Origin of the sequence: Halomonas sp. BMC6 (genome assembly GCF_964204995.1) — a bacterium.
GTDB lineage: Bacteria > Pseudomonadota > Gammaproteobacteria > Pseudomonadales > Halomonadaceae > Vreelandella.
The window spans coordinates 3,076,760-3,095,182 of the sequence record NZ_CAXNSH010000001.1; the positions used below are offsets into that span (position 1 = coordinate 3,076,760).

Genomic DNA, 18,423 nt, shown 5'->3' on the forward strand with positions numbered 1-18,423 from the left:
GGTCGAGTGCCGCGATGCCGGGCATAGCGCGTTGTACTGCATGAGGATGGTGACGCGATGAAGTGGAAACAGAAAACCGTCAACAACGACCGCTGCATCGTCTCCGATTGCGGCCAGTACCAGATAAGCAAGTTCACCTGCGGCGGCGTTGATCTGTTTTTGATCTATCACGGCGGCCACGAGATTGGTGAGGCGCGGGATGGCAACGAGGCGCGGCGCATTGCAGAGCAACACAAAGCTAAGGGGGTGGCATGAAAGCGACAGTCAGAACAGAGCGTTACTACGACATCGAGATCGGCGGCGTGATGAAGGAAGGCTGGCGGGAAGTGTCGAGCTGGAATGGCCTGCAGGAGCTGGAGCGCAAAGGCCAAAAGCTGATCGTTGCTACTGAGGATCATGGTTTGTTATTCGGCATATTGGGCCCCGCAATTGGCAAAAGCAAAGAGTCTGCGCTGAAAGTGGTTTCCGCTAGCCCAGGGCTTCATGAATGGCTGCGTAGTGAGGTGAAGGCATGAAGTATCTAGCGAATAATCCACGCGAGGCATGGGCAATGGCCTTCGAATCCGGCATTCGCACCCAGGCAATGGTTGATTTGGCTGAGATGCAGCAAGCGCAGCCCAAGCGAGGGCGAAAAGCGAAAGGCCCCGTTGCCCCGGCGCAAGAAACGCGGGTCAACAAGGGCGGCGCAGGCGCAGCGCATGGCATCGAATACATAGCTGTTTACTCAGCCATCAAGCGCATGGAGCATGATTCTCCCCTGCTGGCTGCCGTAGGGCATTGGCTATCACTCGCCGACACTGGCGCTGCCAACCAGTACCTGGACGACGTGGCCGAGGCTATTTTGGTGAGCTACATCGCCAAGACTCCAGAATGGTATAGCTACCGCAGCGCTCGAAAAGAGCGTGTAGAGGCGCTAATTCAGGCCCGCATGATGCAGGATCGAAACGATATGGATGGTAGTCGCCCACTCTGGCAGCCAAAGGAAGTGTGTTTTTACTGCCGGGAGTTTATGGGTGTGAAGATCGTTTCCACTAACTGGAAGCAAGACGGCTGGGATAAAACATGGTCCATCATTGGCGACATTATCGCAGGCCTGGAGAACGAAGCTATGAAGCCAATTTGCAAAGTTATTAGGCAAACCAACCGATTATACCGCGAGGCGGCTTAAATAGTCCTTGACCACCAAATAATGATCGTTTACGCTTCAATTCACTACGCTGGACAAGTTGCGCTTCACCAGCACCTTTTCAAGGCCTCGCTATTGTGCGGGGCTTTTTGCTGGCTTGACTTGGGTGGCTTAGTTATCTAATCTGACCAAGGGTGCCGAACAGGCGACTCAGAAAACTGTATGGCTAAAGCTGTGCTTGCTGCCGAACAGGCAGCTTAGAAATACTAACGCACGCCTTAGCATTATCTGCCGAACAGGCAGCAAAAAGCCCGCCAAGCGCGGGCTTTTTCGTGCTTAGCGTTCCGTCGCGGCTTTGAAAATCGTGGCGTATTGCTTGGCCTCTCGCCATGCCTTCGTGCCTTTTTCCGTGGGTAGCCCCTGGCGGTTGACCCACTCGCCGTAGGTTTCTGCTATTTCCGCGACCTGCTGGCGTTCACTTGCTTTAATGTACGCTCCGTGCCTGAGCATCGTTTTGATGCGCAGGCAAAACTCTTTTTGATGCTCGGGCGGCTCGCGCATGATGATCATCTGTTTCGGCGCGGCGATGCGCTTTACCTCGGGCCTTGCGGCCCGGTCGGCGAGTTCGGCGCTGGCTTTTTGAATCAGCTCGATCAGCTCGGCATCGTTCATTGTCGACAGGTTCATACCTCTACCCCCATTTTTTGAACGGCCAGCCGGTGCAGCAGCAAATGCCACATGGCAAAGCTCATGTTCTGCCGTGATTTGGCCCCTTCCTGCGCGGTGTATTTGCGGAAGTTGCTGGCCGTGACGCCGATCAGCTCGGCGGCTTTGGCTCCGCTAATGCCGATGAAGCTGCCTACGCCGACGACGTGCCGGATCTCCCAGGCCGTGGGGGCGCGCCATTCGTCCACGTTGGTGGTGAGCACGTCGGCGGGCAGTAGGTCGGCTATCCAGCTGTGTTTCAATAATTCGTGCTTTTCGACCAGGGCGGCAAATTCACCCAGGGTGACGATCTGCGAATACTTGCCGCTTTCGTCTTTTAGCCAGTAGTCGAAGCGGTCATCGACGAGCCCCGGCGTCATGTCGGGCAGTACGCCCGCTGCATAGAATTTGCTGAGTGTTTGGCCGTGGCCGTCGGTCAGCCGAATCAGCGTGACGCGTTCGTGGTCTTCTTTCAGCTGGCGGCGCAGTGTTGACATGGCCTCTTCGGCGGCCTCGGCGACATCGCGCTGGGTGCGGGCCTCGGTGACGATCTCGGCGCTATAGCGGTGGTTATAGCTCACGCTGAAACGCTGGCGGTGTGGGCCTACCGCCCCCATGGGGGCGATAGTGAACGGGCCGATGGTGAAGTCTTGTTTTAGCATGTTGATTATGCTCCCTTCTCGGTGCGTTGCTCTTGCGTCTCGCAGTAGAAGCGCTGTAGGTATTTGAAGCCGTTGGACGGGTCGCCGTATGGGAACACTTTGCCCGCGCCGGTAACGGTGTAGGTGCGGGTCACGGTGGCGGCGGGGGTGGCTTTCATGCCGATGCGCAGCTGCCGCTTGTTCGGCTCGAACGCTTCAACGCTGAATGTTTCGGTGAAGGTATCGCCGATGTTGACGGTGCCTGCTTCGGCTTCAACGTAGCGGGTGTTGTTCTGTGCGATGCCAAAGGTCACGGTCATTTTTAGGTCGCTCCATGCTTGTTTCAGGGCTAGCTTGAAGGCCACCATGTAGTTGCCAACGGCAGCGGCGATGCGGCGAGCGATGCGGTGGGCGTTGTTAAAGAGGGCTTGCTTGTTCATGGTCGTCTCCTTAGAGGTTCAGGGCTGACGGTGTGCCGTCCTGATGTGTTTAATATAGCTCGATTCGAGCTATCAAGCAAGCGTTTTTGATAAATAATTCACCCATTATTTCGATTTTGCCGCCCTCCCCTTGGCGGCTTTTTATTTCTGAGGCATACCATGGCTTTCACCTTCCTGCGAGAAGTACCCCAGGAGGGTACGGCTACGTATACCCCGCAGCCGTTCATGCTGCCGTGGGGCGCCAAAGTCGATGACGCGTTCGTCGACAAGCTGTTTGAAATCTGCGAGCGCATGGGCTGGGGTCCCGATCTGGCCGATGACTTGATGGGCTGTATCGCCTTTGAGTCAGGCCGCACGTTCCAGCCTGACATTCGCAATGCGGCTGGTAGCGGCGCCACCGGGCTGATCCAGTTCATGCCCGCCACGGCCCGCGATCTCGGCACCACCACTGGCGACCTAGCCCGCATGACTGCCGTAGATCAGCTCGAATACGTTTACGCCTACTTCACCAAGTACGGCTGGCATCGCCGCGTGAAGACGCTGGAAGACATGTACATGGCCATCCTGATGCCCAAGTACATAAGCTCCCCGCTCGGCACCGTGCTATTCAACGATGGCACACGGGCGTACGCGCAGAACCGCGGACTCGACGCTGATCAGGATGGCCGCATCACCAAAGCTGAGGCCGCCGCCAAGGTTCGAGCCGTCTACCTGGAGGGATTCGCCCCCGGCAACGCCCGAGAGGTTTTCTATGTCACCTGACGCAATCTTCGCACTGATTCAGCTCCCGCTCGCAGGCTTAACCGCCATTCTCTACGGGCGCCAATACCGGCTGCATGGCCCCGTGCCATGTGTTCGGTATCGCCGCCGGGAATGGCTGCGCTCCCAGGTATGGCTGGCCATCGCTGCCGTCAGTTGCGGCATGGTGGCGTGGCGGCTGGGCACCATTTCCGATGTGGTAGCGCCTGATTACCGAGCGGCTGGCGGTATGGCCGTCCAGACGCTGTACCAACTTGTCGTACTCATAGCCTACGTAGCGCTGAGGGATCACCCCGGACACCAAAAATAAGGGGCGCCCAATGGCCGAACTATTGGCTCAGTTATGGGCGCTGGTGACTGCCCCGTTTCACGATCCGCGCGTTGCCGCCGCCGTGCCCGCGTTTGTCGTGTCATGGCTGATTGGCAACCGCAATACGGCGCTGGTCTGTTCTGTGATCGCGTTCTGCACGATCAACCTCATCATCTGGCTTTCCGCTATCCCGGCGAGCGGCGCTTATCAGCTTCCGGTTGAGGCTGCGGCGGGCGTTGGGGCCGGAATGGCACTGATGGGCGTTCACGGCATGCAGGACCGAGTTCAGCAAGTCAATTTCAAATCGATAGCGTCAAGTATCGCCGACGCAATACGGGGCAAGCGATGAAACGACTTTTCCGTAGCTACCCCGTGCCGCTTTGGGTCGTGGCGCTGATGCTAATGGCCACGACGATCATGGCGACCGGCTGGGCAGCGGCTCACCAGCGGCGGCTCGAGCACCGAGACTTCTACCTGGAGCGAATAGCGCAGCAGCAGCAAACCATCGAGGAGGCGCAGCGCGTAAGCGTCGGCCTGATGGCGGCGAACGCGATCATCATCGGCAGCTGGCAATACGAGAAACAGCGCGCCGACGAGAACGAGCATGACATGCACGTCGCCAACGGTCGGCTCGGGCCTCTACAGCGACAGGTCAACTCGCTGCGCGGAGACGTCGAGCGATTACGGAACAACTGGACCAGCGAGCTAGGAGTCAGCCCATGAAAGTGATCCCCGAATGGCGGGCCGGTCATCGCATGTGGTCAGTGCGCCTCGGCATCGCGGCTGCCCTACTCTATGGCCTGCAGCCCGTGTTGCCCCACTGGCAAGGCGTGTTACCGGAGTGGGCTTATGCCGTGTTGGCGTCCGTGGTAGCCATCGCTGGAGTCGTGGCCCGCCTGATTCCCCAGCAGCCTGTCGAGCAAGAGCGACAGCGGAGGAAGCCCAATGTTTAGCAATATATGGGCAAAGGTAACCGGCTTTCTGCTGATGATTATTGGTCTGCTCGGTGCCGCCCTGCTGTACACCAGCGGCCAGCGTGATCGAGCCAAAGAGGCAGCCAGTCGCGCCAAAGCAGAGGCCAAGAGCAAAAGCGCCGTGCTCGAGGCCGAGCGGGCTATTGATAGGGCCAGGGCTGAGGCCCGCAGAGAATCCCAAGAGGTGCAACGTGAAGCCGATCAACGCCCTGCTGATAATCGGCCTGATGGTGAGTTTCGCCGTTAGTGGCTGCGCCCGAACGGAATATATCGAGATCCACCCGCAGTGCACGCCGCCCCCAGAGCCAACTCTACCCGCCATCGACCGTGGCACTATGTGGGACGCGCTGGGTGACGACCGTTACCGCCAACTGGAGCGCTATATCAATGGTGTATGGGCGTTTTCAGATGAGCAGGGTGCGATGCTGGATTCGTTGTGCGAGTAGACGTCTGTCGGCCTGGGTGCGCGTTCGCTGGATTGTGGGCGCTTTCCTCCTGTCGGCGTACTGGCATCGCAAGTGAAAGCTGTACAAGAGCGTCGAATAATTAGACGAGCTCTTGAATAGGTGCGCTAAATCACGGGGCAAATAGTACGAATCCTCTACAAAGGTAACGACATGACCAAGAAGGCTGCCAAAGAGGCTGTCGCGCTGACGGCTCGGCAGTCTCGCTTTGTTGATGAGTATTTGATTGACCTGAATGCCAAGCAGGCCGCTATTCGTGCAGGCTACGCCGAGCGAAGCGCCGAGGTGACGGCTAGTAGGCTGTTAAGTAATGCTAAGGTCGCAGCCGCCATTCAGGAGCGCATGGGCGCGCGGTCTGAGCGCACCGATATCACTGCCGACAAGGTGCTGCAGCGCTGGTGGGAGATCGCCACCGCTGACGCCGCAGAGTTAACCCAGGTGCGTCGAGGGTGTTGCCGGTACTGCCATGGTGAAGACCATCTATTCCAATGGGTCGATGAGGCAGAGTTTGGACGCGCGGTGGCAAGCGCCGAGTTAGGGAAAGAGCTCAGCGATGATGGTGGGTATGGCTATCGAGACTTTCACCTCCCTCATCCGGATTGCCCTAAGTGCGGCGGCGAAGGCGTGCCACGCGTTTACGCCGAAGACACGCGAAAACTAACAGGCAGCGCGAAGCTTCTGTTCGCCGGGGTCAAGCAGACCAAAGACGGCCTTGAGGTCAAGATGCACGACCAGGGCAAGGCGCTCGAGAATGTAGCGCGACACCTAGGCATGTTTGCCGACACCGGCGTCGGCGATAAGAGCCGACCCATTCATGTCGAGATAGTGAACCCGCATGCCTCAAATTGAGCCCTCTTGTCCGCAGTTTGATTACATCACGGCGGAGGAGCCGTTTCCGGCAATGGTGGCAGGGTTTGGTGCAGGCAAAACCGAAGCGGCAGTGCTTCGGTCGATCATTGGAAAGCTGGCTTACCCTACGCTGAACCGTGGCTTCTACGAACCCACTTACGACCTGGTGCGCATGATCGCCTTCCCGCGCTTCGAGGAAGTGCTGACGCGGCTGGATATACCGTACAAGCTCTACAAGTCGCCGCTGAACTACATCAGCATCGAGGGTTACAGCAACATTTTCTTCCGGTCGATGGACGCTCCGCAGCGAATCATCGGTTACGAGCATGGCGATGCCGACGTTGACGAGCTGGACACGCTGAAAGCCAAGGACGCCGCCGAAGTCTGGCGCCGCATCTTGTCGCGTAATCGCCAAAAGAAACCTGACGGCAAACCGAACACGATTGGCACCACGACAACGCCCGAGGGATTCCGCTTCGTCTACCAGACGTGGAAGCAAAGCCCGCGCCCCGGCTACCGCATAATCCAGGCGCCGACGGAATCGAACCGTCACCTGCCGGAGGGTTACATTGACTCGCTACGGGCGATTTACCCCGAGGCATTGCTGCAAGCCTATCTCATGGGCGAGTTCGTCAACCTGACCAGCGGGACCGTCTACCACACGTTTAGCCGCCAGCTGAACAACAGCGATGCTGTAGAGCAGCGCGGCGAGCATCTTCACGTGGGCATGGACTTCAACGTCCAGGCCATGAGTGCTGTGATCCACGTTATACGCGACGGCGACCCGATTGCCGTGGGAGAGCTGACTGGCGTGCTGGACACGCCCGCCATGATCGACCTGCTCAAGGCCCGCTATCCCGATCACAAGTTGACGATCTACCCGGACGCTTCCGGCAAGGGGCGCAAGACGGTAGATGCCTCGACCAACGACCTGGCGCTACTCCGGCAAGCTGGCTTCTCGGTACAGGTCGACAATGCCAACCCGAGCGTGCGTGATCGCGTGCTTGCCATGTGCTCGGCGTTCAGCAATGCCAAGGGTGAGCGCCGCTATCGCGTCAACGTTAAGCGCTGCCCCGAGTACACGTCGTGCCTGGAGCAGCAGGCATACGACAAGCATGGCGCTCCCGATAAAACCCAAGGCCTTGATCACGCGCCGGACGCTGCGGGCTATTTCATTCACCGCATGTTCCCCATCCACAAGCCGAAAGTCGGCATGAAACGAATCGGAGGCCTCGGCTAACTATGGCGGTCACATCGCAAAACGATCAATATGCCGCCATGCTCGAGGAGTGGCAGGAAATGGAGGACGCCCTGATCGGGCCGCGCGCCATTTCCGCTGGCGGCACCACCTATTTGCCCAAGACCTCGGGAATGATTGAAGCCGAGTCGCTGGCAGCAACGGACAACAGCCCGCTATCGCCAGAACAGGCCAAGCAGCTCTACCTCGCCTACAAGCGCCGCGCCGAGTATCCGCTTTGGGTCAAGGACAGCCTGCGCACCATGGTCGGACTGGTATCGCGTCAGGAGCCTGAGATTCAGTTGCCGGAGCGCATGGCCGACTTGATCGATGAAGCGACCAGCGACGGATTCGGGCTCAAGCAGCTCTATTTGCGCATCGTATCCGCCCTGCTGACCAAGGGCCGCAAGCCCATGTTGGCCGAGTTCGACGATAACGGGCGGCCGTATATCGCCACCTACACCGCCGAGACTGCGCCAAACTGGCTCACGGCTGACGCAGGTGGCCGCCAAGACCTGACGCTTGTGGTGTTCAGCGAGCAGCGCCTGAAAGACGGTGCCGACGAGTTTAAGCCGGAATACGAGACAGTTTACCGGGTGCTCGACCTCGAGGAAGGCAGGCGTTACCGCGTTCGCATCCTGAATGATGCCGGGAACGAGATCGATCCCCCTGAATATCCGGGTCTCGTCGGCGGCAGTCAAAGCACGCCGTTGTCGTTCATCCCCGCCGTGTTTGCGGGCAGTACCGACAACAACGCTGATGTTGACGAGATTCCCCTGCAAACCATGGCCAAGGCTGCGCTGAAGTATTACCAGCTCAGCGCCGACTACTACGCCGCACTCCACTATACGGCGCACCCACAGCCGTGGATTAGCGGCATGGGTACAGACGACGATATCCGCGTCACCGGCCCGATGGCGGCCTGGATGCTGCCCAAGGATGCCCAGGCCGGTTATCTGGAGTTCCAGGGCGCAGGCATCGAGGCGCTGCGCAAGGCGATGCAGGATCAGCAAAACGCCGCCGCAGAGTCCGGCGCCAAGGTGATCGATATTGGCGGCCAAGAGTCGGGCGAAGCGCGCAAGGCTCGCCAGAATGACCAGTATTCCGCGCTCTACAGCGTGTGCGTCACCGCTGCCGAAGCCGTCGAGCAGATGCTGCGCTACATCGCTTACTGGATGGGCATGAAGGACGCCGAGGTGACCAAGCAGGTCATCTTTAAGGTAATCCCGAAATTCAGCAAAGAAGAAGTCGATGCCGCCATGCTCCAGGTCGTCTACAACATCGTTCAGTCAGATCGCGCTCCGAACGAAGTGCTATTCGAATCACTGCGTAAAGCAGGGCTGACGGATATGTCGGACCAGGAGCTCACCTCGCTGATGACAACAGGAGGCCTGCCATTGCCCGAAGGGGTTGATTGATGGACGAGATCGAGAGAGCCCAGCAAAAGGTATTCGATGCCATCCTGCGCAACGCGCTGGCCGTCGAGCGAAACAACCGCGGCTTAGTGGCGGACATGAACAGCGTCGTCGGCGAGGCGGGCCGCAAGCTAGGCATGGAACTGTTGGATCGCCTCGATAACTTGACGGCGGGCGATCTTCGCGCGTTGAGCCGATATCGTGCTGGCCAGCGCATGGACCGCCTGCCGACCCGCGTTCAAGGCGTCGTCAAATTCCTGGATGAATGGGCGGCAGCGCTCGGAGAATCGATAACCGCCACATGGCAGGAAGGTGCCGAGGAGTTCGCTGAGGCCGAGTCCGACTTCATCATCGACCTGTTGAAAGAAGCGCTGCAGGATGCGCCCACCGCCACGGTCAGCGCCAAGGCCATCTACCGGCTGGCGATGGATACGCCGACGATGGGCATCTTTATCGAAGATGCACTGAAAGAAGTTGGCGCCGACACCAAGGCCCGAGTGATTAGCCGGATCCGCGACGGCGTTAGCCAGGGGGAAACCAACGACCAGATAGTCCGGGCGCTGCGCGGCACCAAGTCGATGAACTATAGCGACGGCGTGCTGAAAACGACGCGGAATAACCTGCAGTCGCTGGTTCGCACCGGGCGCACGCACCTGGCCAACACGGCGTACGACGAAACCTATAAGTCTCTAGGCGTTGAAAAAGTAGTATTTGTTGCAACTATCGACGGACGAACCACCCTTAGGTGTTCATCTTTAGATTCGAGCACTTATGAGGTGGGAAGCAATTACCCAAGGCCTCCTCTGCACTTCGGTTGCCGAAGCGTAATAGCGCCTTATTTTGGCGGACGAATAGCAGGCAATCGACCATATGTGAAAGCTTTCAAGCCGATAAAGAATATCCCTAACGACAAGCGATCCGATGATATGGTGGGTCAAGTAAGGGCCTCTACAAGCATGAGTGATTTTTTAAAGAGGTCTGACAATTCGTCTTTCGCTCGCGAGTATTTTGGCGATACTAGATATCAACTTTTTAAAAGTGGGAAAATATCTATTAGCCAGATGATCAGAGCGGACGGAACGAGGTATAGCATTTCTGAATTGCGCCAAAGGCATGCTAAGGATTTCCGGGAAGTATTCGGAGACGCCTAATGCTATAATTTATGCTGCACGGCTAGACCGGCCAGTCGAAAAGCGTGAGTCTCGCGCCTGCCGTGCTCCCCAAGAGACAATCGAATAGGAGACATTCGATGATCCAAATCAAAGAGTATGACGGTAGCTTTTTCTCGAAGTATCTGAACTACGACCCCGAGACCGGATTTCTGGTATGGCGAAAAGACAGACCTCGCGGCGAAGCAGAGCCTCTTAATGTTTACAGGGCTTCTATAACTCGGTGGGGTGGAAAGGTTGCTGGGACCGTCAACAAAGCTAAAACGGCACAGCGCGGCTATATTCAAGTGAATATCGCAGGCTCTCTTTACTATGCACATAGGATCGCTGTAGCCATAACTCAAGGCTCTGTAAGGCCTGACCAAGAGGTTGACCATATAAATGGTGATTCTCTCGATAATCGGCTCCAAAACCTGCGCGTGGTTAATCGTCACAAAAACTGCATAAACGCTGCTCTAAGCTCCTCTAATAAGAGCGGCGTAGCGGGCGTATATTATTGCTCTACTTGGAATAAGTGGAGGGCCCAGGGGAATTATGAGGGCAAGCGCTACAGACTGGGCGTGTTCAAAACTATGGATGAGGCTATTGAAGCGCGAAACCTATGGCAAGCCTCGTTAGAAGGATTTACCGAGCGCCACGGAAAGGTTGATACGCTTCGCTAACCCCATGACACCCTGCGACGCTCAATTCCTCACGTGGTGGCAATGCTGGCAGCGACAACAGGCCGGTATTGGCACCGTTCACGACCTGATCATCATGAAGATGAATTGGGAGCTGAGCATGGCCATACAGCGCAAGCTCGGCGCGCTGGATGACTAGGGGCTTGATAAGGGTGATAGTTTAGAGTACGGTTTCTGCTAGATGTGGTTTTGGTGCCCGACCAAATCACCGACACCATTCAGCGCCCTGGCGTCTTGCCGGGGCGTTTTCGTTTCTAACCTTCGAAATCCTTGCATCATGCACTGCCCGCCATTGAGCGGGCATTTTCATATCAGCCCTGGCATTCGCCGGGGCTTTTTCGTAGCCGCAGCAGGAGAATGAAATGCAGACCATTAAACTGGTAGCCGCAGGCGAGTGTGAGCGCGTCTTTGAAGTCGATGGCGATGTCAGCATAGTGCGTAAAGGCGACGGCGACTATGCCGCAGAGTGCGCAAAGTTAGATAAGCAGCAAGAGGAACCGCCTCGTGCAATCCTTCAATACCGCACACGCGACAGCTATGGCTCGACCTATCACCGCTCGTTCATCTACGACGACGACCGTGCATGGATCATGAACGCCAACGGCAAGACCGTGGCGACGGTATAACCCCAATTTTTACTAACAGGCTGCCTTCGGGCAGCCTTTTTCATGCCCGGTTGCGCCGGGTGAATCAATAGGGGCTGCGCCCCGGAGGATGTATGACTCTCGAAGAACTGCTCGCACAATCCATTGAGGATGACGAGAAACGCCAGGAAGTACTGGACGCGATCAAGCAAGACCGTGCAGGTCTGGAAGCCAACAAGCAAAAGGTGCTGGACGACCTCAAGAAGCAGCAAGAGCGCGCTACAAAGATGGAAGGCACGCTACAGAGTCTACAGTCGGCTTTTGGTGACCGCACGCCTGACGATGTGAAGGCTATGATGGACCGCCTCGAAAACGACGAGATGGCGCGCCTTGCTGCCGAGGGCAAGACTGACGAGATCATCAAGAAGCACAAGGAGAAGTGGGACGCCGAGCGCAAGAGCGCCGAGCAGTCCTGGCAGCAGCAGCTTGAGGAGGCTACTAATCGAGCCAGTACGCTTGAGCAGAAGCTGACCCAAGAGCTGGTGGACAACCGCGCCATGGCAGCAGCGTCGAAGGCGGGAGTTATCCCCGAAGCGCTGGATGTGGTCAAGATGTTGGCTAAAAGCCAATGGCAGCTTGAGGACGGCGAGCCGGTACTGCGCGACAAAGACGGCAATATCGTCACCGGCAAACAAGGCGCGCTCACGTTCGAGGAGTGGGCGGCCGAGCAGCTGCGAGAATCCCATCCGTACATCTTCCCTCAGCCGAAAGGCGGCAACGCCCCGGGCAATAACGGCAACGCATCTACCAAGGTCAATCCCTGGAAATCAGACCAGCGGAACTTGACCGAACAGGCGCGCATCAAGCGCCACGAACCAGAGCTAGCCAAGCGCCTCATGGTCGAGGCTGGCATTCAAGAGTAACCAAACCGGGGTCGGTGGCTGCGCCGCCGTCCCAAATCACGGCTGCGCCGATCCCAAAACCCTTAGCCATCGACCTACGAGGATTTACTCATGGCCACTACTCGCATTAGCGATATTTACGAACCGACGATCTTCAACCAGGGTGTTGATGAAGCGTCAACCATTGCAAACCGCTTCTATCAATCTGGCGTCATGCAGCGCGATGGCCAGCTTGATGGTTTTGCCGCAGGACCGGGCCGAGCTATCGAGCTGCCGTTCTACAAGCCGCTGGCTGATGTTGAGCCCAACTACTCGAGCGACGACCCCACTACCAGCTCTACCCCTCAGAAAATGTCGGGTGGCCTGCAAATGGGGCGCAAAGCCTTCATGAACCAGTCATGGTCCGCCATGGACTTGGCGCGTGAGCTAGCCCTAAAAGACCCGCTGGACGGTATTACGCAGAAAATCGGCGTCTACTGGGCCACGCAGATTCAGAAGCGGACCATTCAATCGCTGATGGGCGTGCTGGCCGATAACGTCGCCAATGACGGCGAAGACATGGTGTATAGCGTGGCGACCGACGCCGCAGGCGCGCCCACTGCCGACGAGAAGATCAGCGGCGAAGCTGTTCTTGCAGCCAAGCAGACCATGGGGGATGCGGCTGGCGAGCTGACCGGCATTGCGCTGCATTCTGTGCTGTACACCTCGCTTCAGTCTCAAAACCTCATCCAGTACGAGCGCGACCCTGAGACGGGCCTGCTATACCCGACCTACCTGGGCTACAACGTCATTGTTGATGACGGAATGCCCGCCGTAGCTGGTACTAACCGCATTACCTACACGGCTGCGCTGTTCGGCACTGGCGCGATGCTATGGGGTTACGCGGAGCCTGATCAGGCTTCTGAGATTGATCGTAAGCCAGAGACTGGTAACGGTGGCGGCCAAGAGATCATCTATAGCCGCCGCCAAGACATCATTCATCCGGTCGGCTTTGCATTTACCGGCTCATCTGTGGCTGGTGAGAGCCCTACGCTTTCCGAGCTGGCTACTGCTGGTAACTGGAACCGTGTTTACGAGCGCAAGTCTGTGCCAATCGCGTTCTTGCAGGTCAACGGATAATCGATTGATGTTAAGAGGAAAAGGCGGCCAATAGGTCGCCTTAACTTTTAGGAGGCTCACATGAACCAAGCATCTCTGGCTGATGCCAACCGGCTCTATTTTGCTTCGCTGCGACAAAAGAATGGCGGCGCTCAAGAGTCTGAGCCCTCGGGCAGCGAGATTGCCCGCCGCCAAGAGCTGATGGACGCCATCGAAGCGGCTACCGGCAAGCGCCCCGGTGCCAACACCAAAGACGAAACGCTCGAAAAGCAGTACGCCGAGCTGACCAAAGACTCGGAGTAAGTCATGGCCTATATCACTGTCGATCAGGTCGATTCGCTGCTCGGCAGTGAGTGGGCCGACCCGGCCGCCAAGCCGCTGGCCGTTCAACAGGCAAACGATTGGCTCACGGCGAAAGGCGTTCCGGTCGGCGTCGACGATGATCGCATTACCCGTGCCGGAGCCTACCTTGCCAAGATGGCAGCGGCTGGCACTTTGTACGCCGATACCCGGGGTGACGTGAAGCGTAAGCGGGTGAAAGCCGATAGCGTAGAGTCCGAAACTGAGTACGCCGATGGCTCCCGTGCCGTGCTGGGCGATATGGTCTACGTGACCGACTTGCTTAAGCCGTGGCTGAATCCATTCGGCGCATCCGTGCGCATGCTCAAGAGGCTGTGACTATGAGCCTACGTGACGACCTACAGGCCGACATTGCCGAGGCATTCGAGGACGTCGACGGCTTAGCCGACGCCGTGACCGCGTTCATCTGCACTCGGGAGGTGGTCACCGGTGGCTATGACCCGGAGACCGGCACCACGCCCCAAACCACCATCGGCTACCAGGGGCGCGGCGTGTTCGGTGGCTTCCGCCAGTTCGAGATCGATGGCAGCCGCATTCTGGCCACCGATACCAAGATCACGGCCCTGCAGAACGAAATCTGGCGGGTCGAGAACGGCGAGGTCACGAATACGCCGGACGCGCCGCAGGTTGATGATGTGATCAACGGCCTCACAGTGGTTGACGTTCGCAAAGACCCGGTAGATGCCGCCTGGATCATTCAGGCTCGGAGGACGTAATGGCTAGAGGTGGCTGGTCCATGCCGCTTGGCGGTTTTATTCAGGAGGTGGAAGGCCAGCTCAGCAAGCAAGGCGCTGAAATGGTGCTCTACGCCCTGCAACAACTGATCATTCATTCCCCCGTCGATGAAGGTGCCTACCGTGGCTCGCATTTTTTAACGATTGATGACGTCGACCATAACAAGGTGCCTCATTACGGGCCCGATGAATCAATGCGCGAAGCCGAGCGGATCCTGGCGGCCAATCCGTCGCCGTTCAAGCTGGTCACCATCCAGACCAATATCCCCTACGGCGAGCGCATCGAGGATGGTTGGTCCGGCCAAGCGCCGTATGGCGTTTACTCCATCGCATACAACAACACGCGGGAGCGCTACGGACGATGAATCCAACGTTTGAAAGCATCCGCCTAGCCATCGAGCGGCGACTGGCGATCTGGGACGGCGTGCCGGTCGAGTATGACGGCGCGCAGCAATCGCCAGCGTTGAAAGCAGCCATTGAGGCCAAGCAAAGCTGGGTGCGCTGCACGATTCAGCATGGTGATAGCTTCGCTCCCTACAAGGGCGCTTCACCAGGCGTTCGCCGGACAGGCTTGACCCAGTTCCAAGTCTTTACGCCGGAACGACAGGGGTCTCGGCCTGCTGCACTGCTGGCTGACTCACTTGCCGAGCACTTCCAATTTTACCGAGACGCCGGGCTTGAGCTGCTAACGGCTAGCGTGCAGCGGGTCGGGCCATCGGATGGGTGGTACCAATATAACTGCACTATCCCCTTTCGAGCTGGATAGAAACACTTCACCTCAATGGCCCGCTTGCGCGGGCTTTTTTATGCCTGTGAAACGGCCATAGGAGATACCCATGTCTAGCGGCTCTCAGATTGTCAGCTATTTAGTCGCAGAAACCACGCCCGGCGTGACGCCCACTAACCCCGCTTGGGATACATTGCGCCTGACCGGAAACAGCATGACGCCGAATGTCAGTACCGAGACGAGCGAGGAAATCCGCGCTGATCGGATGGCGGGCGGCTCGATTATCACCTCCCTCGACTATCAAGGGGATTTGAGCGCTGAATTCTCGGCGGTGTCGTTTGACCAATTACTCGAAGCCGCTTTTTACGGCGACTGGACCGCTGACGTTCTCGAAGTGGGGAGCTCTCGCCACACCTTCACCCACGTCAAGGGCTATCAGGACATTGGTGTGTGGGCTACGTTTCGAGGCCTGCATATCGGCACTCTGGCGTTGGAAATCCCCGAAGAAGGCAAGATCACCTGCACCTTCACGGGCATGGCGCTTGAGAGCGAGAACGGCACGACCAACCCCACGACCGGCGATACCATCAACCCGCCCACAGAGACCGTCCCAATGGGTTCGGCCACCTCAGTCGGCGACGTCCTAATTAACGGGCAAACGCTCGCGGGCGAAGCCTGCGTATCTGCCCTGTCGATGACGATCGACAACACCATGCAGGTACAGCGCTGCCTTGGTCGAGCCGGTCCTGGCGCGCTGATTGCCACGCGAGCCAATATCACCGGTCAGGTCACGCTGGCATGGTCGGCCGCCTCTTACCAAATCTGGAAAAAGATGCTGACCCGCGAGGCTGTGGGCATCGTGTTCCCGCTGGAAGACGCGGCGGGCAATAGCTACACGTTTGAAATTCCCCAGGCGGAGCTTGATGGCGATCTTCCTGACGGGGGCAACGAGTCAATCATTCAGGTTCAGCTCAACTTCACCGCGAAGCTCACGCCCGTAAAAGTGACGCGCGTACTCGCACCTTAACCCTTTAGGTAGTCAGGGAATACCGCGCCCTGGCTGCCTTTTTTATTGCGGAGCGGAAGGAGATACCCATGGGCTATAAAGCTGGTCGAGTAGACCGTAAAAAAGTGAATGAAGGCGTGCCCGTCGAAGTTTGTGGCGCCAAGTGGATCATCGCGCGCGCTGGCAATGCTCAGGCTCTCGACGTAGTTGAAGAAGTGCGCAAAGCATCGCTGAAAACAGGCGAGGAGCGTATTCGCGCTAATGCCGAGATCATTGCTGACGGCATCCTGCGCGGCTGGGGCGACGACGTAATGGATATCGAGGGTAATCCTCTGCCTTATTCTCGGGAAGCGGCTATCGAGCTGCTGATTGACGACCCTGAACTGGCTGACGGTTTGCTGGTTGAGGCGCGTCGCAACGAAAACTTCTACCGAGATGACGTCGCGACTCAGAAAAAAAAGCGGTAGCCGTGCTGGAGTACGACCTACGGGCGTCCGGGAAAGAAACCAAAATGGCCGCCATTGCCGCCAAGCTTGGCATGTCAAAACAAGCCGAGAGGCCAGACGCCGATGAGCGGACCCTGTTCTGGCTCGACACGTACTGGCTGGCGGCAAGAGGTCGTCCGCACACGCACGGCATCCCGCTGCCCTTGCCGCCGCTAGATATCATCGATCTGATTGAAAAGCTCGAGCTGCCCGCCGAAAGCGACGAGGCCGTGGCCGTGATATGCGCCATGGACGACGCCTGGATTCGCTGGAAAGACAGTCAGCAAAAGAAGCCTAGCAAAACCAAAGCCGCCCACTGAGGCGGTTTTTTTTTATGCGCCTCGCACGGCGCAACCATCCAGAGTCCACAACAGAAAGGGCCCGGTGAGCGCGGTTAGCTCTGGGGCCGCTGTCTCTGTGCGACGGGCTCTTTCTATTGAGGTATCACCCAATGAGTAATGTAGCGGCATTAACTCCTGATAGCGTCCCTGCTTTCAAATATGAAGGTAAGCCGGTCGTAACCTCTGCCATGCTCGCACGTCTTTACGGTGCAGCAGAAAAGCAGATTCAGAATAATTATCTGCGGAATCGATGCCGTTTTGTGCAGGGAAAGCACTTCTTCAAGATAGAAGGTAAGGAGCTGTCTGATTTGCGACCCTCTTTAAGAGGGTCACAGATTCCCGCCAAGGCCCGGAGCGTTATTCTTTGGACGCAGCGCGGCGCAGCTCGTCACGCCAAGATGCTGGAAACCAATAAGGCATGGGATGTTTTTGAGGCGCTAGAAGACAGCTATTTCGCCTCGCCATTAGAGCGCTTGCAGGAAGCTGTCGAGGCGCTTAAAGCACAAGATGAACGCGGCAGCCATGCAGGACGAGAACTTAACCGGCATAAGCATGTAAAGCCGAAGATTGCACAGGAAGTGGAGCGCCGATTCCAGGAAGTGCAAATGTCGCTACCCCACCTTGATAAGCAAGCCTAACCGGAGAGCTACCATGAACGAACTACAGCAGCAGATTGAAGCTCTTGCCCAGCGCCTATCCACAGCCGATGCTGAACGCGATGTTCAGATGGCTTTGCTGGAAAAGATGATCGGCCAGCTAGAAAGGCGCATCGATAAACTGGAAAATTCGAAATAAAACCCGCCGGGGCTTGCATCCACCGCTGTTCCTGCGATTCTGAAGAGGGTCGTAATTTACAAAAGGTGAAACAATGCAAGATCCATCTTCCTATCCAGAAGAGGCTTTGCGGGAAATGCGCGAACAAGTCAGTAGGCTGCATGACCGGGTTGGGAGAATTGAAGTCGAGTTGACCAGACTTGACGGTAAGATTGATGCTTTATCAAACAGCCTTGACCACCAATCTCACAACCTGACCCATTATGCGACTAAGCATGACCTTGAAACATCAATTCGACAGTTCGAAGATCGGCTATCGGGGAAAATAAACCGCAGCATAATGGCGGCATGCGCCATAACCGCTGCGGTCGTGGGCGTAGTCACATTGATAATAAACGCCCTTCAATAGCAAGGCGGAATGTGTCAGGCTAAGCCCAGATCAGATTTCACTTGCGCGATAAGCACGTCCTTTAGTTGATCTACAGTAAGACCATCAATGGACTCCGTAGGCTCTACCCTGACTGATAGCGATGTGCCGCTTGAGATAGTCACCTTGCCGTGCAGCGTGAGTTTGAACGGCGGCTCTGCCCCAATATTGTGTATCTGAATCGACTCAACATTGTATTGATTGTCAGACATTGAT

General features: G+C 57.3%; 33 protein-coding genes. 29 read left to right on the forward strand and 4 right to left on the reverse strand.

Annotation, left to right across the window (positions count from 1 at the left end):
- Positions 1-57 precede the first annotated feature (57 nt).
- The 3 genes from AB6K10_RS14995 to AB6K10_RS15005 are packed head-to-tail and all read left to right on the forward strand — an operon-like array spanning position 58 to position 1,168.
- Entirely contained in the window at positions 58-255 is a 198-nt protein-coding gene (locus AB6K10_RS14995; protein ID WP_339119175.1) for a hypothetical protein, read from the forward strand.
- Entirely contained in the window at positions 252-515 is a 264-nt protein-coding gene (locus AB6K10_RS15000; protein ID WP_339119176.1) for a hypothetical protein, read from the forward strand. The genes AB6K10_RS14995 and AB6K10_RS15000 overlap by 4 nt, the downstream gene beginning before the upstream one ends.
- A complete protein-coding gene (locus AB6K10_RS15005; RefSeq protein WP_339119177.1) occupies positions 512-1,168 on the forward strand; it encodes a hypothetical protein in 657 nt (218 codons plus the stop codon). The genes AB6K10_RS15000 and AB6K10_RS15005 overlap by 4 nt, the downstream gene beginning before the upstream one ends.
- A 294-nt stretch (positions 1,169-1,462) precedes the next feature.
- Here the strand turns inward: AB6K10_RS15005 and AB6K10_RS15010 are convergent, their stop codons facing one another.
- Genes AB6K10_RS15010 through AB6K10_RS15020 form a run of 3 tightly spaced genes read right to left on the reverse strand, consistent with a single transcriptional unit; the run spans position 1,463 to position 2,912 of the window.
- Positions 1,463-1,813: a hypothetical protein gene (locus tag AB6K10_RS15010; RefSeq protein ID WP_339119178.1), complete on the reverse strand. Its 351-nt coding sequence runs from the start codon at positions 1,811-1,813 to the stop codon at positions 1,463-1,465.
- A complete protein-coding gene (locus AB6K10_RS15015; RefSeq protein ID WP_339119179.1) occupies positions 1,810-2,493 on the reverse strand; it encodes a hypothetical protein in 684 nt (227 codons plus the stop codon). Before AB6K10_RS15015 ends, AB6K10_RS15010 begins: the two co-directional genes overlap by 4 nt.
- Positions 2,494-2,498: 5 nt before the next feature.
- Positions 2,499-2,912 carry a hypothetical protein gene (locus tag AB6K10_RS15020; RefSeq protein ID WP_339119180.1) on the reverse strand — a complete coding sequence of 138 codons (414 nt, stop codon included), beginning with the start codon at positions 2,910-2,912 and terminating at the stop codon, positions 2,499-2,501.
- 159 nt (positions 2,913-3,071) lie between these two features.
- On the opposite strand from AB6K10_RS15020, the gene AB6K10_RS15025 reads away from it, so the two are divergent.
- From AB6K10_RS15025 to AB6K10_RS15150, 26 genes are all read left to right on the forward strand, one after another.
- Positions 3,072-3,674, forward strand: coding sequence for a hypothetical protein (locus AB6K10_RS15025; RefSeq protein ID WP_339119181.1), 603 nt, complete (start codon positions 3,072-3,074; stop codon positions 3,672-3,674).
- The gene (locus AB6K10_RS15030) at positions 3,664-3,981 is read left to right on the forward strand and encodes a hypothetical protein (protein ID WP_339119182.1); all 318 of its coding nucleotides are present in this window, start codon (positions 3,664-3,666) and stop codon (positions 3,979-3,981) included. The genes AB6K10_RS15025 and AB6K10_RS15030 overlap by 11 nt, the downstream gene beginning before the upstream one ends.
- 10 nt (positions 3,982-3,991) lie before the next feature.
- Complete coding sequence (locus tag AB6K10_RS15035; RefSeq protein WP_339119183.1) at positions 3,992-4,330, forward strand: hypothetical protein; 339 nt, start codon at positions 3,992-3,994, stop codon at positions 4,328-4,330.
- Positions 4,327-4,704, forward strand: a complete 378-nt coding sequence (locus AB6K10_RS15040; RefSeq protein WP_339119184.1) for a hypothetical protein — start codon at positions 4,327-4,329, stop codon at positions 4,702-4,704. The genes AB6K10_RS15035 and AB6K10_RS15040 overlap by 4 nt, the downstream gene beginning before the upstream one ends.
- Positions 4,701-4,934: a hypothetical protein gene (locus AB6K10_RS15045; protein WP_339119185.1), complete on the forward strand. Its 234-nt coding sequence runs from the start codon at positions 4,701-4,703 to the stop codon at positions 4,932-4,934. The genes AB6K10_RS15040 and AB6K10_RS15045 overlap by 4 nt, the downstream gene beginning before the upstream one ends.
- A 212-nt stretch (positions 4,935-5,146) precedes the next feature.
- Positions 5,147-5,401 (forward strand): hypothetical protein, encoded by a 255-nt coding sequence (locus AB6K10_RS15050; RefSeq protein WP_339119186.1) that lies wholly within the window; start codon positions 5,147-5,149, stop codon positions 5,399-5,401.
- A gap of 171 nt (positions 5,402-5,572) precedes the next feature.
- Entirely contained in the window at positions 5,573-6,268 is a 696-nt protein-coding gene (locus tag AB6K10_RS15055; RefSeq protein WP_339119187.1) for a terminase small subunit, read from the forward strand.
- Positions 6,255-7,508: a terminase family protein gene (locus tag AB6K10_RS15060; RefSeq protein ID WP_339119188.1), complete on the forward strand. Its 1,254-nt coding sequence runs from the start codon at positions 6,255-6,257 to the stop codon at positions 7,506-7,508. The genes AB6K10_RS15055 and AB6K10_RS15060 overlap by 14 nt, the downstream gene beginning before the upstream one ends.
- 2 nt (positions 7,509-7,510) lie before the next feature.
- Positions 7,511-8,923 (forward strand): DUF4055 domain-containing protein, encoded by a 1,413-nt coding sequence (locus AB6K10_RS15065; RefSeq protein ID WP_339119189.1) that lies wholly within the window; start codon positions 7,511-7,513, stop codon positions 8,921-8,923.
- The gene (locus AB6K10_RS15070) at positions 8,923-10,071 is read left to right on the forward strand and encodes a minor capsid protein (RefSeq protein WP_339119190.1); all 1,149 of its coding nucleotides are present in this window, start codon (positions 8,923-8,925) and stop codon (positions 10,069-10,071) included. Before AB6K10_RS15065 ends, AB6K10_RS15070 begins: the two co-directional genes overlap by 1 nt.
- 98 nt (positions 10,072-10,169) lie before the next feature.
- Positions 10,170-10,751, forward strand: a complete 582-nt coding sequence (locus tag AB6K10_RS15075) for an HNH endonuclease (RefSeq protein ID WP_339119191.1) — start codon at positions 10,170-10,172, stop codon at positions 10,749-10,751.
- A gap of 4 nt (positions 10,752-10,755) precedes the next feature.
- Positions 10,756-10,908 (forward strand): hypothetical protein, encoded by a 153-nt coding sequence (locus tag AB6K10_RS15080; RefSeq protein ID WP_339119192.1) that lies wholly within the window; start codon positions 10,756-10,758, stop codon positions 10,906-10,908.
- A gap of 223 nt (positions 10,909-11,131) precedes the next feature.
- Positions 11,132-11,395 (forward strand): hypothetical protein, encoded by a 264-nt coding sequence (locus AB6K10_RS15085; RefSeq protein WP_339119193.1) that lies wholly within the window; start codon positions 11,132-11,134, stop codon positions 11,393-11,395.
- Between the two features lie 92 nt (positions 11,396-11,487).
- A complete protein-coding gene (locus tag AB6K10_RS15090; protein WP_339119194.1) occupies positions 11,488-12,276 on the forward strand; it encodes a hypothetical protein in 789 nt (262 codons plus the stop codon).
- A gap of 90 nt (positions 12,277-12,366) precedes the next feature.
- Positions 12,367-13,374, forward strand: coding sequence for a major capsid protein (locus tag AB6K10_RS15095; protein WP_339119195.1), 1,008 nt, complete (start codon positions 12,367-12,369; stop codon positions 13,372-13,374).
- 60 nt (positions 13,375-13,434) lie between these two features.
- Entirely contained in the window at positions 13,435-13,656 is a 222-nt protein-coding gene (locus AB6K10_RS15100; RefSeq protein WP_339119196.1) for a hypothetical protein, read from the forward strand.
- 3 nt (positions 13,657-13,659) lie between these two features.
- Positions 13,660-14,031 carry a hypothetical protein gene (locus tag AB6K10_RS15105; protein WP_339119197.1) on the forward strand — a complete coding sequence of 124 codons (372 nt, stop codon included), beginning with the start codon at positions 13,660-13,662 and terminating at the stop codon, positions 14,029-14,031.
- A 2-nt stretch (positions 14,032-14,033) separates the two neighbouring features.
- Positions 14,034-14,429, forward strand: a complete 396-nt coding sequence (locus AB6K10_RS15110) for a glutamate 5-kinase (RefSeq protein ID WP_339119198.1) — start codon at positions 14,034-14,036, stop codon at positions 14,427-14,429.
- On the forward strand, positions 14,429-14,812 hold the full coding sequence (locus AB6K10_RS15115; protein ID WP_339119199.1) for a hypothetical protein: 384 nt from the start codon (positions 14,429-14,431) through the stop codon (positions 14,810-14,812). Before AB6K10_RS15110 ends, AB6K10_RS15115 begins: the two co-directional genes overlap by 1 nt.
- Positions 14,809-15,213 carry a phage tail terminator-like protein gene (locus AB6K10_RS15120; RefSeq protein WP_339119200.1) on the forward strand — a complete coding sequence of 135 codons (405 nt, stop codon included), beginning with the start codon at positions 14,809-14,811 and terminating at the stop codon, positions 15,211-15,213. The genes AB6K10_RS15115 and AB6K10_RS15120 overlap by 4 nt, the downstream gene beginning before the upstream one ends.
- A 70-nt stretch (positions 15,214-15,283) precedes the next feature.
- The gene (locus AB6K10_RS15125) at positions 15,284-16,201 is read left to right on the forward strand and encodes a phage tail tube protein (protein WP_339119201.1); all 918 of its coding nucleotides are present in this window, start codon (positions 15,284-15,286) and stop codon (positions 16,199-16,201) included.
- A gap of 68 nt (positions 16,202-16,269) precedes the next feature.
- Entirely contained in the window at positions 16,270-16,647 is a 378-nt protein-coding gene (locus tag AB6K10_RS15130; protein ID WP_339119202.1) for a hypothetical protein, read from the forward strand.
- Between the two features lie 44 nt (positions 16,648-16,691).
- Entirely contained in the window at positions 16,692-16,985 is a 294-nt protein-coding gene (locus tag AB6K10_RS15135) for a hypothetical protein (protein WP_159342367.1), read from the forward strand.
- 131 nt (positions 16,986-17,116) lie between these two features.
- A complete protein-coding gene (locus AB6K10_RS15140; RefSeq protein ID WP_339119203.1) occupies positions 17,117-17,644 on the forward strand; it encodes an ORF6N domain-containing protein in 528 nt (175 codons plus the stop codon).
- Between the two features lie 13 nt (positions 17,645-17,657).
- Complete coding sequence (locus tag AB6K10_RS15145) at positions 17,658-17,801, forward strand: hypothetical protein (protein WP_339119204.1); 144 nt, start codon at positions 17,658-17,660, stop codon at positions 17,799-17,801.
- 73 nt (positions 17,802-17,874) lie between these two features.
- Positions 17,875-18,189, forward strand: coding sequence for a hypothetical protein (locus tag AB6K10_RS15150; protein WP_339119205.1), 315 nt, complete (start codon positions 17,875-17,877; stop codon positions 18,187-18,189).
- 14 nt (positions 18,190-18,203) lie between these two features.
- Here the strand turns inward: AB6K10_RS15150 and AB6K10_RS15155 are convergent, their stop codons facing one another.
- Positions 18,204-18,419 (reverse strand): hypothetical protein, encoded by a 216-nt coding sequence (locus AB6K10_RS15155; protein WP_339119206.1) that lies wholly within the window; start codon positions 18,417-18,419, stop codon positions 18,204-18,206.
- Positions 18,420-18,423 lie beyond the last annotated feature (4 nt).

Excerpts from the sequence above, each read along its gene's own strand:
- AB6K10_RS14995 (WP_339119175.1), top strand. The coding sequence starts at position 58 with ATGAAGTGGAAACAGAAAACCGTCAACAACGACCGCTGCATCGTCTCC.
- AB6K10_RS15000 (WP_339119176.1), top strand. The coding sequence starts at position 252 with ATGAAAGCGACAGTCAGAACAGAGCGTTACTACGACATCGAGATCGGC.
- AB6K10_RS15005 (WP_339119177.1), top strand. The coding sequence starts at position 512 with ATGAAGTATCTAGCGAATAATCCACGCGAGGCATGGGCAATGGCCTTC.
- AB6K10_RS15010 (WP_339119178.1), bottom strand. The coding sequence starts at position 1,813 with ATGAACCTGTCGACAATGAACGATGCCGAGCTGATCGAGCTGATTCAA.
- AB6K10_RS15015 (WP_339119179.1), bottom strand. The coding sequence starts at position 2,493 with ATGCTAAAACAAGACTTCACCATCGGCCCGTTCACTATCGCCCCCATG.
- AB6K10_RS15020 (WP_339119180.1), bottom strand. The coding sequence starts at position 2,912 with ATGAACAAGCAAGCCCTCTTTAACAACGCCCACCGCATCGCTCGCCGC.
- AB6K10_RS15025 (WP_339119181.1), top strand. The coding sequence starts at position 3,072 with ATGGCTTTCACCTTCCTGCGAGAAGTACCCCAGGAGGGTACGGCTACG.
- AB6K10_RS15030 (WP_339119182.1), top strand. The coding sequence starts at position 3,664 with ATGTCACCTGACGCAATCTTCGCACTGATTCAGCTCCCGCTCGCAGGC.
- AB6K10_RS15035 (WP_339119183.1), top strand. The coding sequence starts at position 3,992 with ATGGCCGAACTATTGGCTCAGTTATGGGCGCTGGTGACTGCCCCGTTT.
- AB6K10_RS15040 (WP_339119184.1), top strand. The coding sequence starts at position 4,327 with ATGAAACGACTTTTCCGTAGCTACCCCGTGCCGCTTTGGGTCGTGGCG.
- AB6K10_RS15045 (WP_339119185.1), top strand. The coding sequence starts at position 4,701 with ATGAAAGTGATCCCCGAATGGCGGGCCGGTCATCGCATGTGGTCAGTG.
- AB6K10_RS15055 (WP_339119187.1), top strand. The coding sequence starts at position 5,573 with ATGACCAAGAAGGCTGCCAAAGAGGCTGTCGCGCTGACGGCTCGGCAG.
- AB6K10_RS15060 (WP_339119188.1), top strand. The coding sequence starts at position 6,255 with ATGCCTCAAATTGAGCCCTCTTGTCCGCAGTTTGATTACATCACGGCG.
- AB6K10_RS15065 (WP_339119189.1), top strand. The coding sequence starts at position 7,511 with ATGGCGGTCACATCGCAAAACGATCAATATGCCGCCATGCTCGAGGAG.
- AB6K10_RS15070 (WP_339119190.1), top strand. The coding sequence starts at position 8,923 with ATGGACGAGATCGAGAGAGCCCAGCAAAAGGTATTCGATGCCATCCTG.
- AB6K10_RS15075 (WP_339119191.1), top strand. The coding sequence starts at position 10,170 with ATGATCCAAATCAAAGAGTATGACGGTAGCTTTTTCTCGAAGTATCTG.
- AB6K10_RS15080 (WP_339119192.1), top strand. The coding sequence starts at position 10,756 with ATGACACCCTGCGACGCTCAATTCCTCACGTGGTGGCAATGCTGGCAG.
- AB6K10_RS15085 (WP_339119193.1), top strand. The coding sequence starts at position 11,132 with ATGCAGACCATTAAACTGGTAGCCGCAGGCGAGTGTGAGCGCGTCTTT.
- AB6K10_RS15090 (WP_339119194.1), top strand. The coding sequence starts at position 11,488 with ATGACTCTCGAAGAACTGCTCGCACAATCCATTGAGGATGACGAGAAA.
- AB6K10_RS15095 (WP_339119195.1), top strand. The coding sequence starts at position 12,367 with ATGGCCACTACTCGCATTAGCGATATTTACGAACCGACGATCTTCAAC.
- AB6K10_RS15100 (WP_339119196.1), top strand. The coding sequence starts at position 13,435 with ATGAACCAAGCATCTCTGGCTGATGCCAACCGGCTCTATTTTGCTTCG.
- AB6K10_RS15105 (WP_339119197.1), top strand. The coding sequence starts at position 13,660 with ATGGCCTATATCACTGTCGATCAGGTCGATTCGCTGCTCGGCAGTGAG.
- AB6K10_RS15110 (WP_339119198.1), top strand. The coding sequence starts at position 14,034 with ATGAGCCTACGTGACGACCTACAGGCCGACATTGCCGAGGCATTCGAG.
- AB6K10_RS15115 (WP_339119199.1), top strand. The coding sequence starts at position 14,429 with ATGGCTAGAGGTGGCTGGTCCATGCCGCTTGGCGGTTTTATTCAGGAG.
- AB6K10_RS15120 (WP_339119200.1), top strand. The coding sequence starts at position 14,809 with ATGAATCCAACGTTTGAAAGCATCCGCCTAGCCATCGAGCGGCGACTG.
- AB6K10_RS15125 (WP_339119201.1), top strand. The coding sequence starts at position 15,284 with ATGTCTAGCGGCTCTCAGATTGTCAGCTATTTAGTCGCAGAAACCACG.
- AB6K10_RS15130 (WP_339119202.1), top strand. The coding sequence starts at position 16,270 with ATGGGCTATAAAGCTGGTCGAGTAGACCGTAAAAAAGTGAATGAAGGC.
- AB6K10_RS15135 (WP_159342367.1), top strand. The coding sequence starts at position 16,692 with ATGGCCGCCATTGCCGCCAAGCTTGGCATGTCAAAACAAGCCGAGAGG.
- AB6K10_RS15140 (WP_339119203.1), top strand. The coding sequence starts at position 17,117 with ATGAGTAATGTAGCGGCATTAACTCCTGATAGCGTCCCTGCTTTCAAA.
- AB6K10_RS15145 (WP_339119204.1), top strand. The coding sequence starts at position 17,658 with ATGAACGAACTACAGCAGCAGATTGAAGCTCTTGCCCAGCGCCTATCC.
- AB6K10_RS15150 (WP_339119205.1), top strand. The coding sequence starts at position 17,875 with ATGCAAGATCCATCTTCCTATCCAGAAGAGGCTTTGCGGGAAATGCGC.
- AB6K10_RS15155 (WP_339119206.1), bottom strand. The coding sequence starts at position 18,419 with ATGTCTGACAATCAATACAATGTTGAGTCGATTCAGATACACAATATT.